Genomic DNA, 21,568 nt, shown 5'->3' on the forward strand with positions numbered 1-21,568 from the left:
GACCAGTGCAGTACCTACCCTTTGCACACCTTCTTCTTTTTTCGCTTTGTCCCGCATAACTTGTATAGAAGCTCCGCCGCGGACAGGGCAGGGGGGATGAAGCGATGCGGTTCAGAAGGGGATTTCGCAGCCGCAGAAGGAGATGGCAGATCAGACGGAGAGGAACGATAAGCAGGCGGAAATTATGGTTTATCGCCCTGATTATCGTATTTATTGCAGTCTTTCAGTTTTTTCAATATGTGGAGCGCCATATGAGAGAGCCGATTATGCATCTGGCGAAGATTCGGGTCAAGCAGATCGCTACGGAATCGATCAATGAGGCGATCACCTCCCAGGTGGCCAACGAACAGCAGGTCGGAAACCTGATTGACTGGAAAACCGACGATAACGGGAAAATCACGGGTTTTATGCTCAATTATTCGGCGCATATGCGAATTACTTCCGATACGATCCATACGGTCAGATCTACGCTCGACGAGGTTTCCCGGCTGTCGGAGCATATCCCGCTCGGCCAGGCGCTCGGCAGCCCGATTATCGCCTCCTTCGGTCCGGAAATTCCTATAAAGATCGAGCCTAAAGGCGATGTGAAGGTCGATCTGAACACGCGAAGACAGGATGCGGGAATCAACAATATTCTGGTCGAGGTTTATTTGCGCGTGCGGACGGAACTGGCCGTCGTCGTGCCTTTTGATATGGAGCCGCAGGCCGTGGAGACGGAAATTCCCGTTTCGTATCTGCTGGTCGTCGGCGATGTTCCGATGTATTATTACGACAGCAAAGGCAATCCGGTCGGGGAACAGGCCGGCGCGCCCAATATCGCGCTGCCCCCGGTGTCCGGAACGGCGGAACCATCCGAAGCAGAAACAACGGAACAAGGCCGAAATGGAGCCTCCGGGGAAGAGGAACACGGGCAGGAACCGGATACGGAGCCGACCGGCAAACCGGCGGAATGAATACGGCCGCTCACGAAGTGCTTTGCTTGCGCTTCGGGAGCGGCCTTGTCTTCATAAACGATCACTGTTTCTTTCCGTGGTCCGCCTGTTCCCACTGTTTGAGCAGGGGATACGGATCAAAAGCCCATTCCGCCGCTCCGGTATCCCGGTAAATGCCGTAGTGCAGGTGGGGCGGAAATCTGCCCTGCGTTCCGGGCGGGCCGTATCCGCTGCTGCCGACCCAGCCGATCGTTTTGCCCGGCTCGATGGTATCGCCGATTTCGATGTTTTTCGCGTAGCCTTGCAGGTGCGCGTAATAATGGTAGCGGTTGTTCAAATCGCGGATGCCGATGCGCCAGCCGCCGTACGGATTCCAGCCTTTCGTTTCAACAATGCCGTAGCAAACGCTGCGGACGGGAACGCCATAGGAGGCGAAGATGTCCGTTCCCTCGTGGGTCCGCAGACCGCCCCACCCGCGCCGGTCGCCCCAAGTGTCGCGGTAAGTGTATGTACTGCTTACGGGCAGCGGAAAAGCGTTCTCCAAGAGATCGACCTTGCCGTAGGTTTTGTAGATTTTCGCAAACTGGCGGATTCGCGTCACGGCGGAATCGTTCTGATAATACCGCCACAGGGCGATTCGGAAATCCTCTTCTTCGTAACCGAAACTGCCGATATACGACGCAAGTGTAAACAGCGCATCCCGGTCGTTGTCGGGATCGGCCGCGCCGTCGGCGGTGGCGTCTTTGCCGAGGCCGCCGAACAGCCCGATCGTCGCCGGAACCGTATCGGCGGGATTGGGGTTCAGCGGGCCAGCCCAGACAGCCTCCTTGAAGTTTAGGCCGATGAGCCGCTTCTTGGTCTTTTCCGCTTTTTTTCGCGGAGTGACCGTCCGTTCATATTGATCCACCGCAGCGAGCCAATACCACGGAATCTGCGTAAGCATCCCCGTTTCCCGGTACAGGCTGTACCGCTGTTCGTGTATGCTTTTGCCCGAGGATGACACCGGAGTTCTCGGGGCCCGGGCGCTAGCCGCGCCGAAGCCGGGAACCGTCGTCAGCGAAGCGAGCGCGATGATGCTGATAAGGCAGTGTACGACTTTCCTCCCGGATATGCCAAAAGATCTCAAGGTTAAGCTCTCCTTCCTTCGGTTGGGATGGCTGTCCCTTAGGTTGAGACAAATTCTGTGTTTTTATTCCATTTTTAGAATCGATTTCATCCGGATAAGTTAGTGCTTATAAATTTTAAATTTGACTTATAAAGTAGGTATTTCCAGACCATTCATGGTATAATAAATGGCGCTATAGCTTATTCCACGAGAAGGAAGGTTTCGGACTTGTCAAAACCCGTTAGCGAACCTAAACCGGACTGGATTCGAATTAAGCTGACCACCGGAGACAATTATCAGGACATCAAAAATATGATGCGCTCCAAAACGCTCCATACCGTTTGCGAAGAAGCGCGCTGCCCGAATATATATGAATGTTGGGCCAACCGTACCGCCACTTTTATGATTTTGGGCGAAACCTGCACCCGGGCTTGCCGCTTTTGCGCGGTGAATACCGGCATGCCGACCGAATTGGATCTCGAAGAACCGAACCGGGTAGCCGAGGCCGCCGTCAAGATGAACCTGAACCACTGCGTCGTCACCAGCGTGGCCCGGGATGATCTACAGGACGGAGGCGCCGCAATTTTCGCGGCGACGATTTCGGCGCTACGTTCCCGTTTGCCGCTGTGTTCGGTGGAAGTATTGATTCCCGATTTCCTCGGCAATGAAGATTCGCTGCGGATTGTGATGGAAGCGAAACCGGATATCTTGAATCACAATATCGAAACCGTCGAACGCCTGTCCGACCGGGTCCGGGCGAAGGCCAAATACCGCCGTTCCCTGGAACTCTTGTACCGGGCCAAGGCGATGAAGCCGGATATTCCTACCAAATCGAGCATCATGCTCGGAGTAGGAGAAGAATGGGAAGAAATTTTGCAGGCCATGGACGATCTCCGCGCGGTGGATTGCGATATTTTGACGATCGGTCAATATTTGCAGCCTTCGCCGCAGCATTTGCGCGTGGAGAAATACTATACACCGGAACAATTTGCGGAGCTCAAAGCCGAAGGCCTGAAGCGCGGCTTCAGCCACGTCGAGTCGGGGCCGCTGGTCCGCAGTTCGTACCATGCCCATGAGCAGGTCAAATCGGCAAAAAGACATAAAGACGGCATCACCGCTTCAACATAGCGGCCAAGGAGGTTGGGTCATTGATTCAAATCGGAAACAGAACGTACGAGCTGATTCAAAACTATAAGGATGCCTGGGATCCCGAGGCATTTAAGCAGAGATACAGCGAGGTGCTGGACCGGTACGACTATATTATCGGAGATTGGGGATACGAGAAGCTGCGGCTCAAGGGCTTTCTGCGCGACAATCATCCGAAGGCGAACCGGGATACGGCTTACTCCGGCATTACGGATTACATTAACGAATACTGTAATTTCGGATGCAAATACTTTGTTTTGCAAAAGGTGAAAGAAAATCATAAAGAACATCATAGAGAGCACGGCAAAGAACATCATGGCCACGCCAAACATGCCGGCGAAGAAAAAACGGTTCCCGAATCTTGATCGGGAACCGTTTTTTGAATAATGGCCTTCCGGATTACCGGATATGGTATAAGTGCTGAATGCTATGCTACCGGGTCAAGGTAATGGTTCCTTGATTGTAGCTCCATTTCAATTCAGGGAATTTCTTCTGGAATTCGTGCATTTCGACATATGCTTCGCCGTCTACGAGCTTGACCGTATTGGCCGCGATCGTAAAGCCTCCCTGAACGCCGCTGCTGTTCGTTATAGTCAGCTTCTGGTTCGAGGATGTCCAGGTGGTGTCCGCTTTGATCATGGCGGCGAGAATGCGGGAAGGTACATATACATTGTTACCGCTTTGGAACGTATCGACGTATCCGCTGAAAGCGACTCCGTTGAGGCTTAAGGAAGCGGCGCTTCCCTTCAGTTCCATGCTGCGCGCACCCGCTTTGTACAAGCCGGTAATCAGCTGGGCCGTAGGATTGTTGATCACTTCGATATCCGGCTTCAAGCCGACATGGTTGAAGTCGATCATGTTCGGCGTCAGGTAGCGCAACACCGTGAGCTTCAACGAGCTGCCGTTGGAGAGCGTGAACACATTTTGAATCCGGGCCTTGCCGTAGGTTTGCGCGCCTACGACCGTGGCGATCCCGTTGTCATGCAGGGCGCCGGTCAAAATCTCGGAGGCGCTTGCCGTCAGCTCGTTGGTCAGGATGACGACCGGCATGCCGATGTCCTGTCCGTCGGAAACGGTCACCGCCTCCAGCTCCCCGCTTTGGTCCGCAGTATACATCAGAGTGCCGCTTTCCATAAAATACGAGGCGATATTTGCTGCTACATCCACGTACCCGCCCAGATTATCCCTGAGATCGAGCACGAGCGATCTCATCCCTTGACCGCGAAGCTTGTCCAATTCGAGAGCAAACTCCATATCCGCCGTATCGGAGAAGGAAGATATCGCGATGTAGCCGATCCGCCCCGAGGAGAAATAGCTTCCCGTGACCGCAGGCAGGGAGAAGTGGGCGCGCTCGACGGGGATCGTCATGCTGCTGCCGCCGCGGGTGATATTTAATGTCACCTTCGTGTGTTCCTCACCCTGAATTTTAAGAATGTCCTCGCCGCTTACTACCGGGTCGCCGTCCACTTTGGCGATGATATCGCCCTTTTTCAGTCCGGCGGCGCTTGCCGGCGAATCCGGAAGGACATCGGTAACATACAGTTTGTTGCCCGTAAATCGAAGGGTTACGCCGATGCCGACATATTCCTGGTTGACGCCGTCCTCGAAATCCTTCAATTCCTCGGCGGTATAATAGTCGCTGTATGGATCGTCGAGCGAGTATACCATTCCGCGAATCGCATTTTCCAGAAACACATCTTTCTCTACACCTTCGATATTATACATCTCCAAATAATCGAGCACTTCCTGAAACGCCTGCAGCTCGGAAGCTTGCTGCGTCAATTCGGCGCCGGCATTGCTTTCCGCCGCTCTCGCCGCGTCCGGCTGGAGAAGCAGCGGGAAGGCGAGCAGCGGGACGAGTGCTTTTTTGCACAATTTGCTTAATTTCATCATAGCTGGTCCTCTTCTTTATTTAGTTTAGCCCTTTTAGTACATAGCCCCATCACATCTAACCCAAGAAGGCGTTGCGGACCCGGTTCCAGAAAGGGAAAGGCCGGTACCGGACAAAGCTGATTTTCTGCACGGCTACCTGACAGCGGACCGAAATGAGGTCATCCACGGGCAGATTAAGATGATCGATCGTAAGCATCAAATTTTGTTCTTTTCTGGAATAGATATCGCAGTGATGATGCTTCGGCAGTACCAGGGACGAGCCCATCGTCCGGAACACGCGATTGTTGATCGAAGCGATTTCCGAGATTTGCAGCGCCTCGATCGAAGGGTGGATCATGGCTCCGCCCAGGCTTTTGTTGTAGGCCGTACTGCCGGATGGAGTGGATACGCAAATGCCGTCGCCGCGGAACATTTCAAATAAATGATCATTGATGTCAACTTGAGCCACGACCGTTCCGTCAACGCTTTTGAGCGTAAACTCATTCAGGCAAACATAGGACGAGGTGCCCGATTTTTTGCGGATTTCCAGATCGACGAGCGGGTAGCGGACAATTCGCGGCTTCAATGTTCCTTCATCATTATGTCTGCACATCATTTGGATCAATTCCGGAATTTCATCCGCCCGCCAATCGGCATAGAAGCCGAGGTGGCCCGTATGCACGCCGACGAACGCGATCGACGGGATCCGGTCGATAAAGCTGTGGAAGGCATGAAGCATCGTGCCGTCTCCGCCGATGGATACGACGATATCCGGGGATTCGGCATCAAGCTGCAGCCCCTGCTCGGCCGCAAGTTTGTGGAAGGATTCGCTTAAATCAACGGACAGTTGATCTCCGCGGTCCAGAACGTAGTATCTCAAGATGACAGGCTCCTTTATTTTTCCTTTATGTAACGATCATAATCAATTCTGAAACAGAACACAATGTTTCATTTTTCAGTCTTTTTCTTTATATAAACGACGATCCGATGAATGATTACGGCAAGCAGCGATAAAATAACCAGTGATGCGGCAATGATCAGAAACAGGGTGAACATGCCGGGAACCGCGCCCCATCCCCGATGGGATCCAATCTCCAGAGCTTCCGGAACAAAAGCGGGCACCGATCCCATTAGCGGCCGCCACAGCAGCAGCAGAATGATGGAGGATAAAAAAGCGTGAATGATTCGCGCAATCAAAAAGGGAAAATAACGCAGGTCCGCTCCGTTTAGGATGCTGGCGACCTGGGCGTGGACCGACAGTCCTCCCCAAGACAGGATGAAGGCCGCTGCGGCGGCCTTGAACATCAGCGGCACCCCTTGCGGGGCGGCTGACGCTTTGGCGCCGAGCGTCACTTCAAAGAGGCCGCCGACCAGTGAATCGGCGAGCTCGGGAGGCAGCGCCAGAGCCGGCAGCAAGAGGCGGACTCCGCTATGCAGAACGTCTATGACCCGGGAAGCCGTCAGCACTTCCAGCATTACGGAGAAGAACACGACCAGCCCGCCGACGACGGTCATAAGCTTCAGCGAGGAGGCGATCGCCTGGCCGAGCAGCTCGCCGAGCCCGCGCCCGTCCAGCATGCGGGCTTCATGCATCGCCTTGACCGCCGCCCGCAGGCTGAACCGAGGGGCGGCCTCAGGCCCCGGGCAGGGCGCGGAATCCGGGGCGCCTGTCTCCGCGGTGGAAGGTGCGGCTTTGGCGCCGTAAAAGCGCATCAGAACGCCGACGAGCAGAGCGCTGCCGTAATGGGCGACGGCCAGTGCGCCGGCGAGCTTGGGATTGCCGAAGAAGCCGACGGACACGGCGCCGATCAGAAAGATCGGATCCGACGAGGTCGTGAAGGCGACCAGGCGCTCGCCCTCCTCGCGGCTCACGAGCCGCTCTTCTCTAAGCTTGGTCGTCAGCTTGGCGCTGACGGGATATCCGGAGGCGAAGCCCATAGCCATGACGAAGCCGCCGCTTCCCGGGATGCGGAACAGCGGTTTCATCAACGGATCAAGCAGCTTGCCGAGAAAATGTACGATCCCGAAGCCGAGCATGACTTCGGAGATGACGAAGAACGGAAACAGGGACGGGAACAGCACGTCCCACCAGATGGCGAGCCCTCTGACGCCGGCTTCCCAAGAGGCCCGGGGGAACCGCAGCATGAGGACCGCCAATGCCAATATGGCGATGACAAGCACAAATGTGCTTGAGCGATGTTTCGGATTCATAGCAGCGCCTCCACAAGGATCATAATGAAGTGTATGAATCGAAAGGGACAAACAGCACAAAAAAACAAAGAAAGCGGTTACAAATGGGGCTGTATTTTTCGCTTCTATATGATAAAATAGAACTACAAAATCGCTAACGGATGGAGTGTTGAAAATGAGTATTGTCGCCGGTGTTCTCGTATGCGCCTTCGTGTACGTCATTCGCGCTTCTCTCGTCCATTCCGGTGAAGAGGATTGGCGCAGCTATTGAATATCCCTCACTGCAAGAGGTTACCTGATACATGAAAGCCCCGTTTCGGGGCTTTTATTTTTTTGCCGTGTTTCTGGTATAATTCTGGTATAATAAGGTACAGTTGCAATCCGATTTGAACTACAACTTGAGAAAGATGGAGATGACCTGTGAATCCAAGCTTAAGCGTGTACGACAATTTGGGTGGAGCCACGGCGATTCGGCGTCTGGTGGAAGCCTTTTATCCGAAGGTTCAGGCTCATCCGCTGCTCGGCCCGCTGTTTCCCGAGGACATTACTCCGGTCATGGAGAAACAGTATATGTTTCTGACGCAATTTTTCGGCGGTCCCGCTTTATATTCGGAGGCGCATGGACATCCGATGATGCGGGCGCGCCATCTTCCTTTTCCGGTTACCCCGGAACGGGCGGAAGCCTGGTTAGGCTGCATGTCTGAGGCACTGGAGGAGATCGGGATCGATCTTCCGCTCCGCGAGGCTGTGCTTCAGCGTTTATCGGGCCCTGCTTTTCATTTCGTCAATACTACTGAAGAATGATTTGAACTTAATTTAGGGCGGATACGAAAGGAAGTTAGTCTAGTGGAATTGGAACCTCTATACCAGATCAAAGTGACATGCGGCAATTGCGAGCAGACCTTCTCGACTTCGCGTGTTCGGCCGAGCTTTAAACGGGCGGTGCGGACGGACACGGATTTCTGCGGATATTACCGGGCCGAGAACCCGGATTTTTATGTGGTGCGGGTGTGCCCTTACTGCGGCTTCGCCTCCACGGAAAATTTCAATCCCCGGCTCAGCGACATGCAGCGAACCAAGTTTTATGAGGGGATCGGCAGCAAATTCGTCCAGCGGGACTACGGCGGCCATCGGGACTGGGAAACCGCGCTGGAAGCGTACAAGCTCGGCTTGCTGTGCGCCCAAACGATCGGGGAAAAGGAGCGGATCGTCGCAAGCCTTCTGCAGCACATTGCCTGGCTTTACCGTTACCGGGAAAACCGCGAGCAGGAGCAGCGATTTTTAAAATTTTCCCTTGAATCTTATATTCGCGTCTACGAGCTCGAAGATTCGCAGGGAAGCGATGCCCGGCTCATGTATCTGATCGGCGAGCTTCACCGCCGGACCGGGAATTACAATGAGGCCGTTAAATGGTTCTCCCGCGTCATTAACGACAAGCGGATTATGGATGCGGCGATGATCCGGGCCTGCCGGGAGCAGTGGGCGGCCGTTCGCGAGGAAATGTTGAACGGGGGACAGGAATTGCCTGAAGAAATGCGGGGTTGAATCCAACCCCGCTGTTTCATTGCTAAGTGTTGAAAAATTAAGATTTGCGCAAAATAGTATCGGTCAGCAAATAATCGGCATCGCTGTCGAGGATCGTGACCTTGTTCCCGCAGCAGGGGAAAACGAGCAGCTTTTTTTTGCCTTCGCGGGCATTTTTTATATCCTGCGGTTTAATGGGAAGCAGAACATTATTGCTGTGGCAAAACGGGCATTCGAGCACATATACATCGCCCATAATAATATCGTAAGGCAGCGTTCTCTCGAAAGGGATCATGGGGTCTCGTCCGGCTTGGCGGTCGGTTCCCCGGCTTCTTTCTTGGCCAGCTCCGCGATTTTTTGGAGTAATATATGTTGTGGCATATGCATAAGATGCTCGATGGGCACCTTTAGTTCCGCAGCCAGTTTGATTGCCGTTTCCGGCGAGATTTGCAGCGGCATACAGATAACCTCCTAGTATTATGGAATCGAACATGTACTTATAGTTATACACTTTTATTCCGTCAGGTATCAATATGGCGGACAAGAAAGGATGAAAATAGATGGAACAATTAAAGAATCCGGCTACCCCAACCTGGGAGCTCGAATCGATTTTTCCGGGGGGCTCATCTTCGGAGGCTTTCCGGTCTTTCCTTGACCGGTTGGGAGCGGATCTCTCGGGGCTGAACGAAAGTCTGAAGCAAGCAGCGGCTCCGACGAACAGCGAAGAAACGAAAGCTTATGATAAAATCATCGCGGACTTGCAGTCGTCGGCCGCCCGGCTGATTGAAGCCGACAGCTTCGTCGGTTGTTTAACCGCGCAGGATCAGCACGACAAAAAAGCGGTGCAGCTTGCGGCCAAAGTCACCTCGCTTCGGGCGGCGTTTGAAAATGTGATGACCCTGTTTCAAAATGTGCTGCGGAAGACGGAAGATGCCGTATGGGAGGTCTGGATGGAGCGGGCCGACATCTCGCCCATCTCTTTCGTGCTGAGCGAGAAGCGCCATGCCGCTAAGGAGAAGCTGGCCCCCGAGCTGGAAAGTCTGGCCGCCGAGCTTGCCGTGGAGGGATATCATGGCTGGAGCCAGCATTATGATACGATCGTCGCCAAAGTAAGCGTTCCGTTTACCGAAGCGAACGGGGAGATCAAACAGTTGTCCGTCGGACAGGCGGCCAACAAGCTGGACGATCCGGACCGGAGCGTCCGCGACGCGGCATTCGCGAAATGGGAAGAGGCGTGGGGGAACGTTGCCGACTACTGCGCCGACACGCTGAACCGGTTGGCCGGCTTCAGACTTAAATTGTATGAAAAGCGCGGCTGGCACGATGTGTTGAAAGAACCGCTGGAGATCAACCGGATGTCGCGGCAAACCCTGGATGCAATGTGGCAAGTTATCGAAGAATCCAAGCCGATCTTCGTCTCGTATTTGGAACGTAAAGCGAAGCTGCTCGGCCTCGAGAAGCTGAATTGGAGCGATGTGGATGCTCCTCTGGGCGAAGCGACCGGCAAGATAACTTATGATCAGGCCGCCCGGGAAATCGTCAAGCAGTTCGGCAAATTCAGTCCGAAGCTGGCCGACTTTGCCGCGCAGGCGTTCAATAAGCGCTGGATTGAGGCGGAGGACCGTCCCGGCAAGCGTCCTGGCGGATTCTGTACTTCTTTGCCGGTCAGCAAGGAGACGCGGATCTTCATGACCTTTGGCGGAACCGTATCGAATATGGCGACGCTGGCGCATGAACTCGGCCATGCTTATCATCAATATTTGATGGATGAGCTGCCGCAGTTCAACCAGGATTACGCCATGAACGTTGCCGAAACGGCATCGACCTTTGCGGAAATGATCGTCGCCGACGCATTGGTGCAAAACGCGGCGAACGAGCAGGAAAAGATCAGCCTGCTGGCGGATAAAGTGCAAAGCGGTATTTCCTTCTTCATGAATATCCATGCCCGCTTCCTGTTCGAAACCCGGTTTTACGATAAGCGGAAACAAGGGATGCTGGACGCCGCGGAGCTGTGCGATTTGATGGAAGAAGCGCAACGGGAGGCATACCAAGGGGCTTTGGGAGGATACCATCCTCATTTCTGGGCCTCCAAATTGCATTTCTACATTACGGACGTTCCGTTTTACAATTTCCCGTACACTTTCGGATATATGTTCAGTACCGGAATTTACGCGCGCGCAATTCGCGAGGGTGCGGGTTTTGCCGACAAGTACGATGCGCTACTGATGGATACCGGGCGGATGACGGTCGAAGAATTGGCCGCCAAGCATTTGAACGCCGATTTGACCAAGCCGGACTTCTGGCGGGAAGCAATGTCGGTCGTGGTTGACGATGTGAAGCTGTTCCTCGATTTGACCAAATAAACCAAAAGCATAAACCTGTCCTTTGGCTGTGAAGCCGGAGGACAGTTTTTTTGTTTTCCTCTACAAAAATGACTTACCCGATTCCGATAATTAATGTCAAAGGCATAAATAAAGGAGGCATAATGTAATGAAAAAAATCTTGGCGATCGCTTTATCCTGCATCTTAGTAATGAGTTTAAGCGGTCCTGCAATGGCTAAAAACGACAAAGCCAATAAAGCGGACGCCAAAGTAGCCGAGCAGCAAGCAAAAGAAAGAGAAAAATCGGAAAAAGAAATCGAAAAGCAGCAAGAGGAAAAAGATAAGCAGATTGAAAAGGAAAAAGAAGAACGCGAAAAGGAACTGGAGAAGCAGGCAAAGGAAAAAAAGAAGCAGGAAAATAAGAATCGGAAAAATGAGGAACAGCAAGGGAAACCTACAGTAACCGAGGACACATACGGCATCGACGGACGGCAAGGCTATAAAGGCTTGCTTCGCGCCATCGAGAACGTGAAGGACAAGCCGGCAGGGGCTGTTGTCGCGGAAATTTTACTGACGAAATACGACTCCCAATTGACCGAAGAAGCGAAAGCCAAACTTGAGGCTATTATTGAAGCCGACGCCGCATTGTCCGAAGCGGCCAGTCTGCTGGATCAACAAGGGAGCGTAACCGACGCGGTTTATGTTCAAAAGGAAGCGATCCGAGCCAACAAGAAAAACCTGGATGCATACAAAAAGCTCGGAAAATATTACGAAAAGCTTGGCAAACATGGGATGAAGCTGTTCGTGAACGGGGAAGAGCAAACCCTTGAAACCGACCCTGTCGTTCAAAACGGCAGCAGTTTGATTCCATTCCGGACGATAGCAGAAGCCCTCCAAGCCGAAGTGGTCTGGAATCAAAAGAGTCATACCATCACAGTAATGAAAGACGATATTACAATCGTGCTGCAAATTGGCGGCAAGAAAGCCTATGTCAATGGCGTGGAGAAATCGCTGGACGCGCCGGCTCAAATCATCCAGAATACAACCCTTGTCCCTGCACGGTTTGTAAGCGAATCCCTGGGAGCAGAGGTGGTATGGGAACCGGAATTCCAAACGGTTGTCGTTTATGAAGACGAGGCTGCCGAATAAATCAATCCAAGGTCGGAGGAATAAATCCTTCGGCCTTTTTTGTTCCAAACGAGCATGCTTAGATCTCGTCCGGGGCGGGCAAGCTACGGAAGAAATCGCGATAAGGAGAAGAACTGCTCACTACAAAAATCGATGTGCTGAGGCTGGCATCCCGGTTTTTGAACATAGGAATAAAGTGATAATCCGCAATGTATCTTAGGGAGTGTCAAATAAATAATATTCATGACGAATATTGGAATAAAAAGGGGAAAAAGAAGTGTTTTATATAGTAATAAATAACCAATTTTGTTGTATATTGTTGAACGTCAAAAAGTAATCCCCTATAATCAGACGTAAGCCCTAGTATTAGGGGATTATAGGGGAAGGGAGGGTGAATATGCTAAATACCGAGCAGCTTTCACTCGCCAGACAAGTGGACATGGTTTTTAAAGAGTTGGAGACAGAGCTAAGCGGAATGACATCGGGCACCGTATTCATCCAAATCCGAAACAATTCGATCGGCAAATTCGGTATCCGTCATAATCCGATAGCGGGCAGGAACGGACATATGTCCGAGGAGGATAAAGGATTGTCCGCGACACAGCTGAATTCATTCCGGCACATGGCGATTGAGGCGTTGAAGTACAAACGGTACTGGACCCATGGCGAAATTAGCTATGATTTTGCGCTGCGGCAGGATACGATCATCGTTGATGCCGTCCTGGAATCCAATTATAATATGGCAAACCTGATGATCCAGCGATATCAGCGGAAGAATAAGTCCAATACATACCAAGAGATTTAAGTGTTTCCTGCATCAAAAAGACAGGCGACCTGCCGATGCAGACCGCCTGTCTCCCTATAGTTTAAATAGGGGAATGCCGATTACAGGTTCGAACGACCCGACAATTGCTGCTCCGCCAATTGTACCAGACGTTTTGTGATATAACCCCCGAGGGAGCCGGTTTCGCGGGAAGTGTAGTTCCCGTAGTAACCGTCTTGCGGGATTTGCACGCCCAATTCTTGTGCGGCTTCAAATTTCAACTGTTGCAGTGCAGCAGTTGCTTGAGGAACGACAAGGTTGTTAGAGCGGCTACCGCGGCCTTGGTTTTGACCTGCCATGTTTGTCACCTCCTTTGGCCTTTGTGATGTTAGTATGGTTTGTGAGGCCCAAAATATTCGGATGATCGTCAAACTAGAGCAGTGGTAATAATTGCATTTCTTATTTTAAAATCATGATAAAGAGCCCTACTCCGCTTTTCGGAATAGGGCTCTATCGCTTTCTACCGGCTAGGCTTCGTCCGCCGGATAGATTATATCCAGATCCACGTTCAGTTCAAGACTTTGGCCGGGCTTAAGGTCAATCAGACCGGTTTCCGAATCGGGAAGTCCTGAATTCGGGGCATCCGGCAGCCAAGTGTAAGGTTCGATGCATAGATATTCCCCGGCTTCTCCTTTGGTATAAAGTACCCAATGATTAAAGTAAGCCGGGTCGGCGGAATAATGCAGGCCGTAGCCATCGCTGCGCATCAATTCGGCCCGGACGGGCCGGTCGCCGATTTTGAACAAAGTGTCGAAATTCGTTCCCTGCAAGTTGAGGCCCTCGTTAAGGGCTTCAAGCTCTCCGAGCGGGGCAGTTCCCCCCGTAGGGATCAGTTCTTCGTCGGAAACATAAATTCCTTCCACCGGCAACTTAAGATTCCACTCCCCCGGTTCGCCGTCAATCAGGAACCAGGTGTGAAGCCCGAGCCCGAACGGGGCGGGGCGGTCGCCGAGGTGGCTTATTTTGAAGGTTTGTTTTAAGGATGAACCTTGAAGACGAAGCGTCATTTCCAATTTGAGCGGCATCGGATACTGACGCAGCCAATTCGGGTCGTCTTTCGTACTGAACTCCGTTGTGATGGCGCAGCCTTCATCGTCTTCATCAATGTCGCTGACACACCATGCCTGGGTGCGGTGAAGTCCGTGAATGTGATTATCGTTCGCCGTGTTGCGGTCGAACCGGTATTCCTCGCCGGCGTAAGTAAATTGGCCTTTACGAATCCGGCCCGGGGGAATCAACAGCGGAATGCCGAAATGATAAGGCTTTTGCAGATAAAATTCCAGATCGCCTTCCTCCGGACGGCGAAGCACATCGCGCTCCCGGATACGGTCCCATATTCTAATGACATTATTTCCAAGGCGGGGTAGCAGTGTGACTTCAAGATCGCGGCTATGTAAGATATACGTATCGTAACCGTTCCATTGCCCTTTGGTCACTTTTTTCATATCGTTGCTCCTTTTCCCACATAATAATCGTATCCCTAAGCTTGAGACTATAATAACACTTTTTCTTTGGGACGAAAAATGGATTTGACATGGCGCCTTGAGAAACTATATGATGATCCTATATTAATGGATGAATATTTGCTGAATGCGATGACAGGGACAAGTAAGCAAAAGCTCCTTTCCTGCAGAAAGCCGGTGGATGATGCGAACCGGAGGAAATCCTTTGCCGAATGGACCCTGGAGCGCCGGGCGGAACATGAGGAAGCTCTCTCTCCTTATAAGTATGCTGGCCGTCCGCCTCCACGTTACGGAGGATCAAGGCCGAGGAATGTAACGGCGAGGCGCACTTTGCCCCGCGTAAGCTCTTTCCCGGCGAATAAGGGTGGTACCACGGTCTCACGTCCCTTGCGGATGTGAGGCCTTTTTACTTTTACTTCCGGAGGCTGATAATAATGAAAAGAGTCCTTTCCGGCATCCAGCCCAGCGGCAAGCTGACGCTCGGCAATTATATCGGTGCCTTGAAAAACTTCGTTAAACTGCAGCATGATTATACATGCAATTTTATGGTGGTCGATCTTCATGCGGTGACGGTTCCGCAGGATCCCGCCGACTTGCGGGAGCAATCCGAAGCGGTGGCGGCGCTGTTCGTTGCAGCCGGCATCGACCCGGACAAAGCAAACGTGTACATGCAATCCCATGTACGGCAGCACTCCCAGTTGGGATGGCTGCTGACGACGCTGACCTCGATGGGCGAGCTCGAGCGGATGACCCAATTCAAAGACAAGGCGGCCGGCAAGGATTCCGTCGGCGCGGGCCTGTTCGTGTATCCGGCGCTGATGGCGGCCGATATCCTGATTTACAACGCCGATCTGGTCCCCGTAGGGGAAGACCAGAAACAGCATCTGGAATTGACCCGGGATTTGGCCGGACGGTTCAATCACCGCTTCGGCGATTACTTCACGCTTCCCGAACCGTACATCCCTAAAGTGGGGGCGCGGATCATGTCGCTGGACGACGCTTCGAAGAAAATGAGCAAGAGCAATCCGAATGTCGGCAGCGCGATTTACCTGCTCGATTCGCCTGACGACATCCGCAAAAAAATCAGCCGGGCCACAACCGATTCGGGGCGGGAAGTGAAATACGACCCGGCGAATAAACCGGAAGTGAGCAACCTGATTACGATCTACAGCCAATGCTCCGGCCTGTCGGTCGCCGAAATCGAGCGGCGCTATGAAGGGCAAATGTACGGACCGTTCAAGAAGGATTTGGCCGAAGTCGTGGTTGGGGAACTGGAGCCGATCCAGCGCCGTTACCGGGAAATCCGCGAATCCGGCGAAATCCGCAGCATCCTGCGGCAAGGGGCCGAGCGAGCGTCGGAAATGGCGGAGAAGACGCTTCGCGATGTTCAGCAATTGATGGGCTTTTTGCCGGAATGACGGATAAGATCAATAAAAATTAACGCTTTAGACTATCCGGGCAAGATTACTTGCTCGGATTTTTTTGTCACCAAATTGTCAAATACGCGGATTTCGATCAAATGATTGTCAAACATTTTTAGATATGGATGTGATAAAGTTAATAGTGAGGTCATAATTTTATTGATTTTTTGTGAATTTATTATATATGCAACCTCTATCTCAAATCAGGAGGTCTAAAGCACAAGTGGATAAACAATTGACTTATCAAGCGCCCGCGGACTCCGCGACGTTGTCCGTAAGACCTTCTCCTCCGGGAGAAACGGCAACGTGGAAGGATTTTGTGGCGCTGACCAAACCTGGAATATTGCGTTCCAATCTCATTGCTGTATTTGCCGGTTTCTGGGTGGCTTCCCATTGGCAGCTGCAATATGTAACCCTCATTCTAACCTTATTGGGAACCGTCCTTGTCATGGCTTCCTCCTGCGTGTTCAACAATTATTTCGACCGGGATCTCGATGCGAAGATGGCACGTACGAAAAACCGCGCATTGCCTATCGGCAAACTGTCCCCGAAAACGGTGCTTTGGTATGCCGTGATTTTGGGTGTTGTCGGGCTGTCGGTACTGTTCATCTTCTCCGGGCCGCTCGCCGGTGTTTTCGGTGCCGTCGGCATGTTCGTATATGTCGTCGTTTACACGCTCTGGCTAAAGCGGACCTCGACCTGGAGCACCTCCATCGGCGCCATTTCGGGCGCGATGCCTCCGGTGATCGGTTATGTTGCGGCATCGGGAAAAGTCGATCTCGGCGCGTTTCTGGTGTTCGCGCTGCTGTTCCTGTGGCAGCCGCCCCATTTCTGGGCGCTCGGCATCCGGCGCGTGGAGGAATACCGTGCGGCCGGCTTCCCGCTGCTGCCGGTAGTCAAAGGCATTCCAAGAACAAAGCTGCAGATGATCCCTTACCTTGTTTTGCTGATTCCCATTCCCGTTTTAATGTATGTATACAATTATACGGGCATGTGGTTTCTCGTGATCGGGGAGCTTTTGTCGGTGGCTTGGCTCTTTATGGCGCTTAAGGGCATTTCTTCAAAAGACGAAGCGGCCAACGACGCCTGGGCCAAGAAAGTATTTATTTTCTCGGTCAACTATTTGACGATCGCATTGCTTGTCATGATTTTGGATACCAAGTGGATGTAACGGAGGACGGAGGGCTTTACCATGACCCTTTTGAAAAAGTACAAATGGACCTGGATATTGCTGGCGATCTGTATCGTACTGGCGGGATACCTGCTGTGGGATACTTACGCCAAGCCGAAGCTGCCGGTGATCCGGCCGGTGGAAAACTTCAGCATGGAAAATGTGGACGGGAAAACCGTGACCCTGGAGAATACGAACGGCAAAGTGCGCCTGTTCTACTTCTTTTTCTCCAATTGTCCTGACGTATGTCCCATCACGACCTTCCGGCTGAGCCAGGTTCAGGATATCCTGAAGGAAAAGGGCCTGTTCGGCACGGACGCCTCGATCGTCTCCGTCACCTTTGATCCGGAACGGGATACTTTGGAGCAAATCAAAGCGTTCGGCGACAAATTCAAGGCGGATTATTCGGGCTGGTATTTTCTGCGGGGCGATCAGCAACAAACGATCGATCTGGCCATGAATTCGTTTAAAATATTGATCAACCAGGATCAGGACGGCAATTTCGTCCATATGGACCTGATCGGTTTGGTCGACCGCGAGGGCAATCTGCGCGAGATTTACCGGCCGGAAGTTTCGGCCGAAGAGATTGCCCGGGGGGTTGCGGACCTGGCCAAGGAATAAACACGCAGTGGATTATAACGGAAACCTAGAACGGGCTGGCCGGAGGATAAAGGATGTATTCCTCCAGGCCGGCCTTTTCCAATTGGGCGATAACGTATTCATCGGGCGTACCTTCGACGCCCGCATATCCCCGCCGGGTATAGATCTGCTCGGCATCCGGGAAAGCGTCCCGCAGCACGCCGCGGATTCTTTTGCCTGAAGGATCGTTATCCAGAAACAGAAAGACCTCGTCGTCCCGGACGCGTTTGCGGAGGTCTTCCAGCTTCAAGGTATTCAGCGTCCCGAAGGTGCAGTGAATCCGCACCTCCTCGCTAATCAGCCTGCGCAGCTTGCTGCGGTCGTTCTTGCCTTCCACAATGATGCTTACGGACAATCGGATCACCTCGGTCTTTCAAGTGCTGGAACTTTAATGAAAATGAATCAGTATTATTTAGTTTATACCGGGTGCACCGCATCATGCAAAAGGTGTGAAAGCTACAGTCAGGAAACACAAATAGAGCTGTTCCCGGGCAGCTGAGAAGCTACTTAAGGACAGCTCTATGCGCTGTTTTTTAACAGTAGAAAAACGGGGAGCGGAGGATAATTACGAGCAAAATGTACAGGACAAGGATCGCCCCTGTCGAAGTCCAAATACCTCCGACCGGCCCTGGACCATTACCGCAACCGTCAACGTGGCCCATAAGTTCACCCCACTTTCAAAACCGGGATCTTTACTACACGATATACTATGCGGGACTCCCGGCCATGCTCTGTGCGGCAGCCTACGGGTTAAAAATCTTGGCGCCTATAGATGATTCGGTCCCACGGCAGCGGGAGGAACCGGCGTGGTCGCGGATTTGCGGGGCGGAATGAACAAGAGCACGGTCATCAGCAGGAGAAACGCCAGGAAATAGGGCGAGTGGGAATTGTGCAGCATCCCCGCCGCGATCGGCCCGACAAAGGAGCCGACGGACATGGCGATCGATTGCAGCGAAAACACGGTGCCAAGGCGCTTGCCGCCGCTGAGCTCGATAAACATGGAAGCGATGGCGGGAAAGGTAACCCCTTTGGCCATGCCGAGCGCAAACAGCGATACCGGGAGCGGGATAAAGTCCAGCGCAGCCAAAGCGAAGAAGGAAAGGGCGATGCCAAGAATCCCTGCAAGCCCGCGGATATAAGGGGAAAAGCGGTTCAGGAACAGCATGGACAATGTCACCAGCGCCCCGATGCTGATGATCGAAAAATAAATTCCGGTATTCAGAATGCCGGACGTTCCGCCCGCCTGCAAAGGCAATTCAAAGAAGAGGATGCCCTGAGAGCAGGAGACGGCGAACGGAAGGACATAGAATTTAAGCGGAATAATATTCAATTTGACCGGGACCGCGGTTTTCGGTTTGCTTAAAGGAAGCAACGGTTTCGCTTTTTGCGGTTCGCGGATCATGAAAATGGCGATCACACCCGTGGCGATCAAGAGCCAGCCGAGAAACCGGAAAGCCTGGCCGTAACCGGTTTGGGCGACCAAAAACGCCCCGGCCGCGGGCGACACGACGGAGGCCAGCGTATGGACCACTCCGTGGCCGGCCATCAATTTTCCTTGCGCGACCTGATTCTGCGTCAGGGAAGCGAGCATGGCGAGACACGCCGGAGACAGGAAGGCGAGCACGAACCCGCTGATCGAGCGCAGCACGAGCAGCTGCCAGGGCGCGGTGACATAAGCCTGCAGCAGCAGGACCAGGCCTGCGCCGATCAGACTGAAGATCATGTAGCCCCGGCTGCCATGCCGGTCCACCCCTTGCCCCGCGAGCAAATTGCCGGGCAAATGAGTCAGCGCATAAATGCCCATCATCCAACCGATAAACGCGGGAGTTGCGCCGAGCGACAGCGCGAACGGCGTCAGAATCGGGTATTGGGCGTGCAGATCGAAGAAAGCGAGGAACATAAAGAAGTAAAGCCAGAAAGCTATTTTCATGATATGAGGCCTCCCAGAAAGTCCTTATGCTCTACTTGTACGTTTTAAAGGACGAACTTATTACCGCAGAAAGCGGGCGGATTGAAAATCCTGCCTTTTATAGAAAAACGGGGTTAAGCTGACACCGGCCTGGGCCATCATGTATAATGGATAAGGCGCAAGACATTGCGCGGTTGCGGGCTCCGGCCCGGCAATATCGATTTGGGAGCGTGGGTCATGTTGGATTTGGATTTTCAAGTATGGATCGAATTTCTGAAACAGAACTGGCTGGTGATCGTCGTCGCCCTGGTCGTCCTGTTCCTGATTTTGAATTTTGTGAAGACGGTGGTGAAATGGGCGCTTGTGCTCGTGATTGCCGCATTCATCATCATTTATAGCGGAATTACGCTTAAAGACATCGGGGACGCCGTTGGGGCGGTTAAAGAGCAGGCGGTCGATATCAGCAAATCGGAAGTATTGAACATGATGAAAAAAGAAGCCGCCGAGGCGAAAATGACGCGGAACGCGGACGGTACATTTACGATTACGACCCCGAACCTGGAGGTTACCGGTACCGATGGCGCGGATAAAGTGAAAGTGGTGTTTCACGGCGTCTCCTTGGGGGAATGGAAAGTAAGCGACACCCTGGAAGCATTCATCCAGGAAGCGAAGCGCAACGCTCAATAACGGGCGGTCCTTCGCGTGAGAAACAAACAGGGCATCAAGAGGAGGCTGACGGATGACGGAAAATTGGTTGCAGAGCATAGGAAACTTTAACCTTGTTTCCGCTGTGTTGTTAATAATCCTGTTGGGCTCTATCCTGCAGGGATTGTTGCGGGGAGCTTCCCGCAGCGCCGGCAGACTCGTGTCTTTATTGACCGGAGGGGTAATGACGGTGCTGGGACTGCTCGCGTCCATTCCGCTTACCCTTTGGTTGTCACCGAAGGTGCAGGAATGGCTGTCCGGGGTAGCGGCGCCGGAGCGGGAATTGTCAAGCTGGGAGCAGCTTTATTATACCTTGCTTACGGCCATCCGCGATTTCCCGCTCATGCGCTTTGCGGTGCTGTTCATGCTAGGATACTGGCTGATCCGAACCGTGCTCGGCCTGGTCTCGGCCTTTGCCTTCGGCGGCGGCTCGCTGCTCGGCCGGCTGGCCTTCGGCGGTGAGCGGCCGGCCACCCTGCTGAGCCGGCTTACAGGAGCGGCAATCGGCGGCATTATCGGCGCCGGCCGCTGCCTGGTGATTATCGCCGTATTGTTCATCGCGGTCACGCTGTTTCCGGGCAGCGAATTCAGCCGTTATGTCCAGGCATCCCCGGTATACCAGCATGGAGCGCGCAGCGTGATCGAACCGCTCTCCGGCAATTTGATCAAGGAGAAGCTCCCGGTATTCACCCGCGGCGTCGAAGAGGAGCTTAACGGGATTCTCCAGCGGAGATACGAGCTGATCGACGCGGAGATTCCGCAGGATATCGGACAGGCCGCCGCCCAAATTACGGCCGGGGCCAAGACCGATGAAGCCAAAGCCCGGGCTCTGTATGACTGGGTCGGATCGAGGGTGACCTACGATTACGATAAGGCCGACGATTACGAGCAGAACGGAAACTGGCGCGAACAGACGCCGCAGATGACTTTTGATACGAAGCGCGGTGTTTGCATCGATTATTCCCGCCTTTACGCGGTGATGGCCCGTTCCCAGGGGCTGCAGGTCAAGGTGGTGACCGGACTCGGCTATGACGGCCGGGGCGGTTACGGACCGCATGCCTGGAATGAAGTCTACTTGTCCGAAAAGGATACCTGGGTTCCGCTCGATTCCACCTGGGCCGGCAGCGGCGATTGGTTCAATCCGCCGGCGTTCAACGAAACGCATATTCCCGACACGATCGTTTGATCGTAAAACTCCATCCATTTCTTGGGTTGCTG

Annotated in this window: 23 protein-coding genes and 1 other annotated feature; of the genes, 13 read left to right on the top strand and 10 right to left on the bottom strand. The window is 53.1% G+C overall.

The genetic code is table 11. From position 1 onward, the window contains the following. Positions 1-104: 104 nt before the first annotated feature. Positions 105-953 (top strand): sporulation protein YunB, encoded by an 849-nt coding sequence (yunB, locus tag V3851_RS21870; protein WP_331848650.1) that lies wholly within the window; start codon positions 105-107, stop codon positions 951-953. Positions 954-1,014: 61 nt separating this feature from the next. Here the strand turns inward: yunB and V3851_RS21875 are convergent, their stop codons facing one another. Then, a complete protein-coding gene (locus tag V3851_RS21875) occupies positions 1,015-2,058 on the bottom strand; it encodes a M23 family metallopeptidase (protein ID WP_331848651.1) in 1,044 nt (347 codons plus the stop codon). 207 nt (positions 2,059-2,265) lie between these two features. Here V3851_RS21875 and lipA point away from each other — a divergent pair, with 207 nt between their 5' ends. Together lipA and V3851_RS21885 are read left to right on the top strand one after the other, a co-directional pair. Beyond that, positions 2,266-3,165, top strand: coding sequence for a lipoyl synthase (gene lipA, locus V3851_RS21880; RefSeq protein ID WP_331848652.1), 900 nt, complete (start codon positions 2,266-2,268; stop codon positions 3,163-3,165). 20 nt (positions 3,166-3,185) lie between these two features. Next, positions 3,186-3,548, top strand: a complete 363-nt coding sequence (locus V3851_RS21885; RefSeq protein WP_331848653.1) for a YutD family protein — start codon at positions 3,186-3,188, stop codon at positions 3,546-3,548. Between the two features lie 67 nt (positions 3,549-3,615). On the opposite strand, the gene V3851_RS21890 is transcribed toward V3851_RS21885, so the two are convergent. The 3 genes from V3851_RS21890 to ylbJ form a co-directional block, all read right to left on the bottom strand. After that, positions 3,616-5,076 (bottom strand): S41 family peptidase, encoded by a 1,461-nt coding sequence (locus V3851_RS21890; protein ID WP_331848654.1) that lies wholly within the window; start codon positions 5,074-5,076, stop codon positions 3,616-3,618. Positions 5,077-5,131: 55 nt separating this feature from the next. Next, positions 5,132-5,935, bottom strand: coding sequence for an NAD kinase (locus V3851_RS21895; protein ID WP_331848655.1), 804 nt, complete (start codon positions 5,933-5,935; stop codon positions 5,132-5,134). Between the two features lie 68 nt (positions 5,936-6,003). Continuing rightward, complete coding sequence (ylbJ, locus tag V3851_RS21900; RefSeq protein WP_414859345.1) at positions 6,004-7,200, bottom strand: sporulation integral membrane protein YlbJ; 1,197 nt, start codon at positions 7,198-7,200, stop codon at positions 6,004-6,006. Positions 7,201-7,665: 465 nt separating this feature from the next. On the opposite strand from ylbJ, the gene V3851_RS21905 reads away from it, so the two are divergent. Both V3851_RS21905 and V3851_RS21910 read left to right on the top strand, forming a co-directional pair. Further along, positions 7,666-8,049 (top strand): globin domain-containing protein, encoded by a 384-nt coding sequence (locus V3851_RS21905; RefSeq protein ID WP_331848657.1) that lies wholly within the window; start codon positions 7,666-7,668, stop codon positions 8,047-8,049. A 42-nt stretch (positions 8,050-8,091) separates the two neighbouring features. Beyond that, on the top strand, positions 8,092-8,790 hold the full coding sequence (locus V3851_RS21910) for a DUF2225 domain-containing protein (protein ID WP_331848658.1): 699 nt from the start codon (positions 8,092-8,094) through the stop codon (positions 8,788-8,790). 37 nt (positions 8,791-8,827) lie between these two features. On the opposite strand, the gene V3851_RS21915 is transcribed toward V3851_RS21910, so the two are convergent. After that, positions 8,828-9,064, bottom strand: coding sequence for a hypothetical protein (locus tag V3851_RS21915; protein ID WP_331848659.1), 237 nt, complete (start codon positions 9,062-9,064; stop codon positions 8,828-8,830). After that, positions 9,061-9,228, bottom strand: a complete 168-nt coding sequence (locus tag V3851_RS21920) for a YycC family protein (protein WP_331848660.1) — start codon at positions 9,226-9,228, stop codon at positions 9,061-9,063. Before V3851_RS21920 ends, V3851_RS21915 begins: the two co-directional genes overlap by 4 nt. Before the next feature lie 101 nt (positions 9,229-9,329). Between V3851_RS21920 and V3851_RS21925 the strand changes: the two genes are divergently transcribed. The 3 genes from V3851_RS21925 (at position 9,330) to V3851_RS21935 (ending at position 13,024) form a co-directional block, all read left to right on the top strand. Then, positions 9,330-11,132: a M3 family oligoendopeptidase gene (locus V3851_RS21925; protein ID WP_331848661.1), complete on the top strand. Its 1,803-nt coding sequence runs from the start codon at positions 9,330-9,332 to the stop codon at positions 11,130-11,132. Between the two features lie 127 nt (positions 11,133-11,259). Further along, positions 11,260-12,240, top strand: a complete 981-nt coding sequence (locus V3851_RS21930) for a copper amine oxidase N-terminal domain-containing protein (protein ID WP_331848662.1) — start codon at positions 11,260-11,262, stop codon at positions 12,238-12,240. 376 nt (positions 12,241-12,616) lie between these two features. Beyond that, positions 12,617-13,024, top strand: coding sequence for an O-methyltransferase (locus V3851_RS21935; RefSeq protein WP_331848718.1), 408 nt, complete (start codon positions 12,617-12,619; stop codon positions 13,022-13,024). A gap of 80 nt (positions 13,025-13,104) precedes the next feature. Here V3851_RS21935 and V3851_RS21940 read toward each other — a convergent pair whose 3' ends face one another. Then, complete coding sequence (locus V3851_RS21940) at positions 13,105-13,341, bottom strand: alpha/beta-type small acid-soluble spore protein (RefSeq protein WP_331848663.1); 237 nt, start codon at positions 13,339-13,341, stop codon at positions 13,105-13,107. Positions 13,342-13,509: 168 nt separating this feature from the next. After that, positions 13,510-14,487 carry an aldose 1-epimerase gene (locus V3851_RS21945; protein ID WP_331848664.1) on the bottom strand — a complete coding sequence of 326 codons (978 nt, stop codon included), beginning with the start codon at positions 14,485-14,487 and terminating at the stop codon, positions 13,510-13,512. A gap of 141 nt (positions 14,488-14,628) precedes the next feature. Continuing rightward, positions 14,629-14,896: a binding site (T-box leader), on the top strand. 43 nt (positions 14,897-14,939) lie between these two features. Between V3851_RS21945 and trpS the strand changes: the two genes are divergently transcribed. From trpS to V3851_RS21960, 3 genes are all read left to right on the top strand, one after another. Further along, positions 14,940-15,923: a tryptophan--tRNA ligase gene (gene trpS, locus V3851_RS21950; protein ID WP_331848665.1), complete on the top strand. Its 984-nt coding sequence runs from the start codon at positions 14,940-14,942 to the stop codon at positions 15,921-15,923. Positions 15,924-16,149: 226 nt separating this feature from the next. Continuing rightward, positions 16,150-17,097, top strand: coding sequence for a heme o synthase (gene cyoE, locus V3851_RS21955; protein WP_331848666.1), 948 nt, complete (start codon positions 16,150-16,152; stop codon positions 17,095-17,097). 21 nt (positions 17,098-17,118) lie between these two features. Continuing rightward, the gene (locus V3851_RS21960; RefSeq protein ID WP_331848667.1) at positions 17,119-17,718 is read left to right on the top strand and encodes an SCO family protein; all 600 of its coding nucleotides are present in this window, start codon (positions 17,119-17,121) and stop codon (positions 17,716-17,718) included. A 25-nt stretch (positions 17,719-17,743) separates the two neighbouring features. On the opposite strand, the gene V3851_RS21965 is transcribed toward V3851_RS21960, so the two are convergent. Together V3851_RS21965 and V3851_RS21970 are read right to left on the bottom strand one after the other, a co-directional pair. Continuing rightward, the gene (locus V3851_RS21965; RefSeq protein ID WP_331848668.1) at positions 17,744-18,091 is read right to left on the bottom strand and encodes a toprim domain-containing protein; all 348 of its coding nucleotides are present in this window, start codon (positions 18,089-18,091) and stop codon (positions 17,744-17,746) included. Between the two features lie 411 nt (positions 18,092-18,502). Next, entirely contained in the window at positions 18,503-19,666 is a 1,164-nt protein-coding gene (locus tag V3851_RS21970; protein WP_331848669.1) for an MFS transporter, read from the bottom strand. Positions 19,667-19,891: 225 nt separating this feature from the next. On the opposite strand from V3851_RS21970, the gene V3851_RS21975 reads away from it, so the two are divergent. Beyond that, a complete protein-coding gene (locus V3851_RS21975; protein ID WP_331848719.1) occupies positions 19,892-20,332 on the top strand; it encodes a hypothetical protein in 441 nt (146 codons plus the stop codon). A gap of 52 nt (positions 20,333-20,384) precedes the next feature. After that, on the top strand, positions 20,385-21,536 hold the full coding sequence (locus V3851_RS21980; RefSeq protein ID WP_331848670.1) for a transglutaminase domain-containing protein: 1,152 nt from the start codon (positions 20,385-20,387) through the stop codon (positions 21,534-21,536). The last annotated feature ends 32 nt before the right edge of the window (positions 21,537-21,568 follow it).

Origin of the sequence: Paenibacillus haidiansis (assembly GCF_036553665.1) — a bacterium.
GTDB classification, from domain to species: domain Bacteria; phylum Bacillota; class Bacilli; order Paenibacillales; family Paenibacillaceae; genus Fontibacillus; species Fontibacillus haidiansis.

Excerpts from the sequence above, each read along its gene's own strand:
- yunB (WP_331848650.1), top strand. The coding sequence starts at position 105 with ATGCGGTTCAGAAGGGGATTTCGCAGCCGCAGAAGGAGATGGCAGATC.
- V3851_RS21890 (WP_331848654.1), bottom strand. The coding sequence starts at position 5,076 with ATGATGAAATTAAGCAAATTGTGCAAAAAAGCACTCGTCCCGCTGCTC.
- ylbJ (WP_414859345.1), bottom strand. The coding sequence starts at position 7,200 with ATGCTGCGGTTCCCCCGGGCCTCTTGGGAAGCCGGCGTCAGAGGGCTC.
- V3851_RS21915 (WP_331848659.1), bottom strand. The coding sequence starts at position 9,064 with ATGATCCCTTTCGAGAGAACGCTGCCTTACGATATTATTATGGGCGAT.
- V3851_RS21920 (WP_331848660.1), bottom strand. The coding sequence starts at position 9,228 with ATGCCGCTGCAAATCTCGCCGGAAACGGCAATCAAACTGGCTGCGGAA.
- V3851_RS21925 (WP_331848661.1), top strand. The coding sequence starts at position 9,330 with ATGGAACAATTAAAGAATCCGGCTACCCCAACCTGGGAGCTCGAATCG.
- V3851_RS21930 (WP_331848662.1), top strand. The coding sequence starts at position 11,260 with ATGAAAAAAATCTTGGCGATCGCTTTATCCTGCATCTTAGTAATGAGT.
- V3851_RS21935 (WP_331848718.1), top strand. The coding sequence starts at position 12,617 with ATGCTAAATACCGAGCAGCTTTCACTCGCCAGACAAGTGGACATGGTT.
- V3851_RS21940 (WP_331848663.1), bottom strand. The coding sequence starts at position 13,341 with ATGGCAGGTCAAAACCAAGGCCGCGGTAGCCGCTCTAACAACCTTGTC.
- V3851_RS21945 (WP_331848664.1), bottom strand. The coding sequence starts at position 14,487 with ATGAAAAAAGTGACCAAAGGGCAATGGAACGGTTACGATACGTATATC.
- trpS (WP_331848665.1), top strand. The coding sequence starts at position 14,940 with ATGAAAAGAGTCCTTTCCGGCATCCAGCCCAGCGGCAAGCTGACGCTC.
- V3851_RS21960 (WP_331848667.1), top strand. The coding sequence starts at position 17,119 with ATGACCCTTTTGAAAAAGTACAAATGGACCTGGATATTGCTGGCGATC.
- V3851_RS21970 (WP_331848669.1), bottom strand. The coding sequence starts at position 19,666 with ATGAAAATAGCTTTCTGGCTTTACTTCTTTATGTTCCTCGCTTTCTTC.
- V3851_RS21980 (WP_331848670.1), top strand. The coding sequence starts at position 20,385 with ATGACGGAAAATTGGTTGCAGAGCATAGGAAACTTTAACCTTGTTTCC.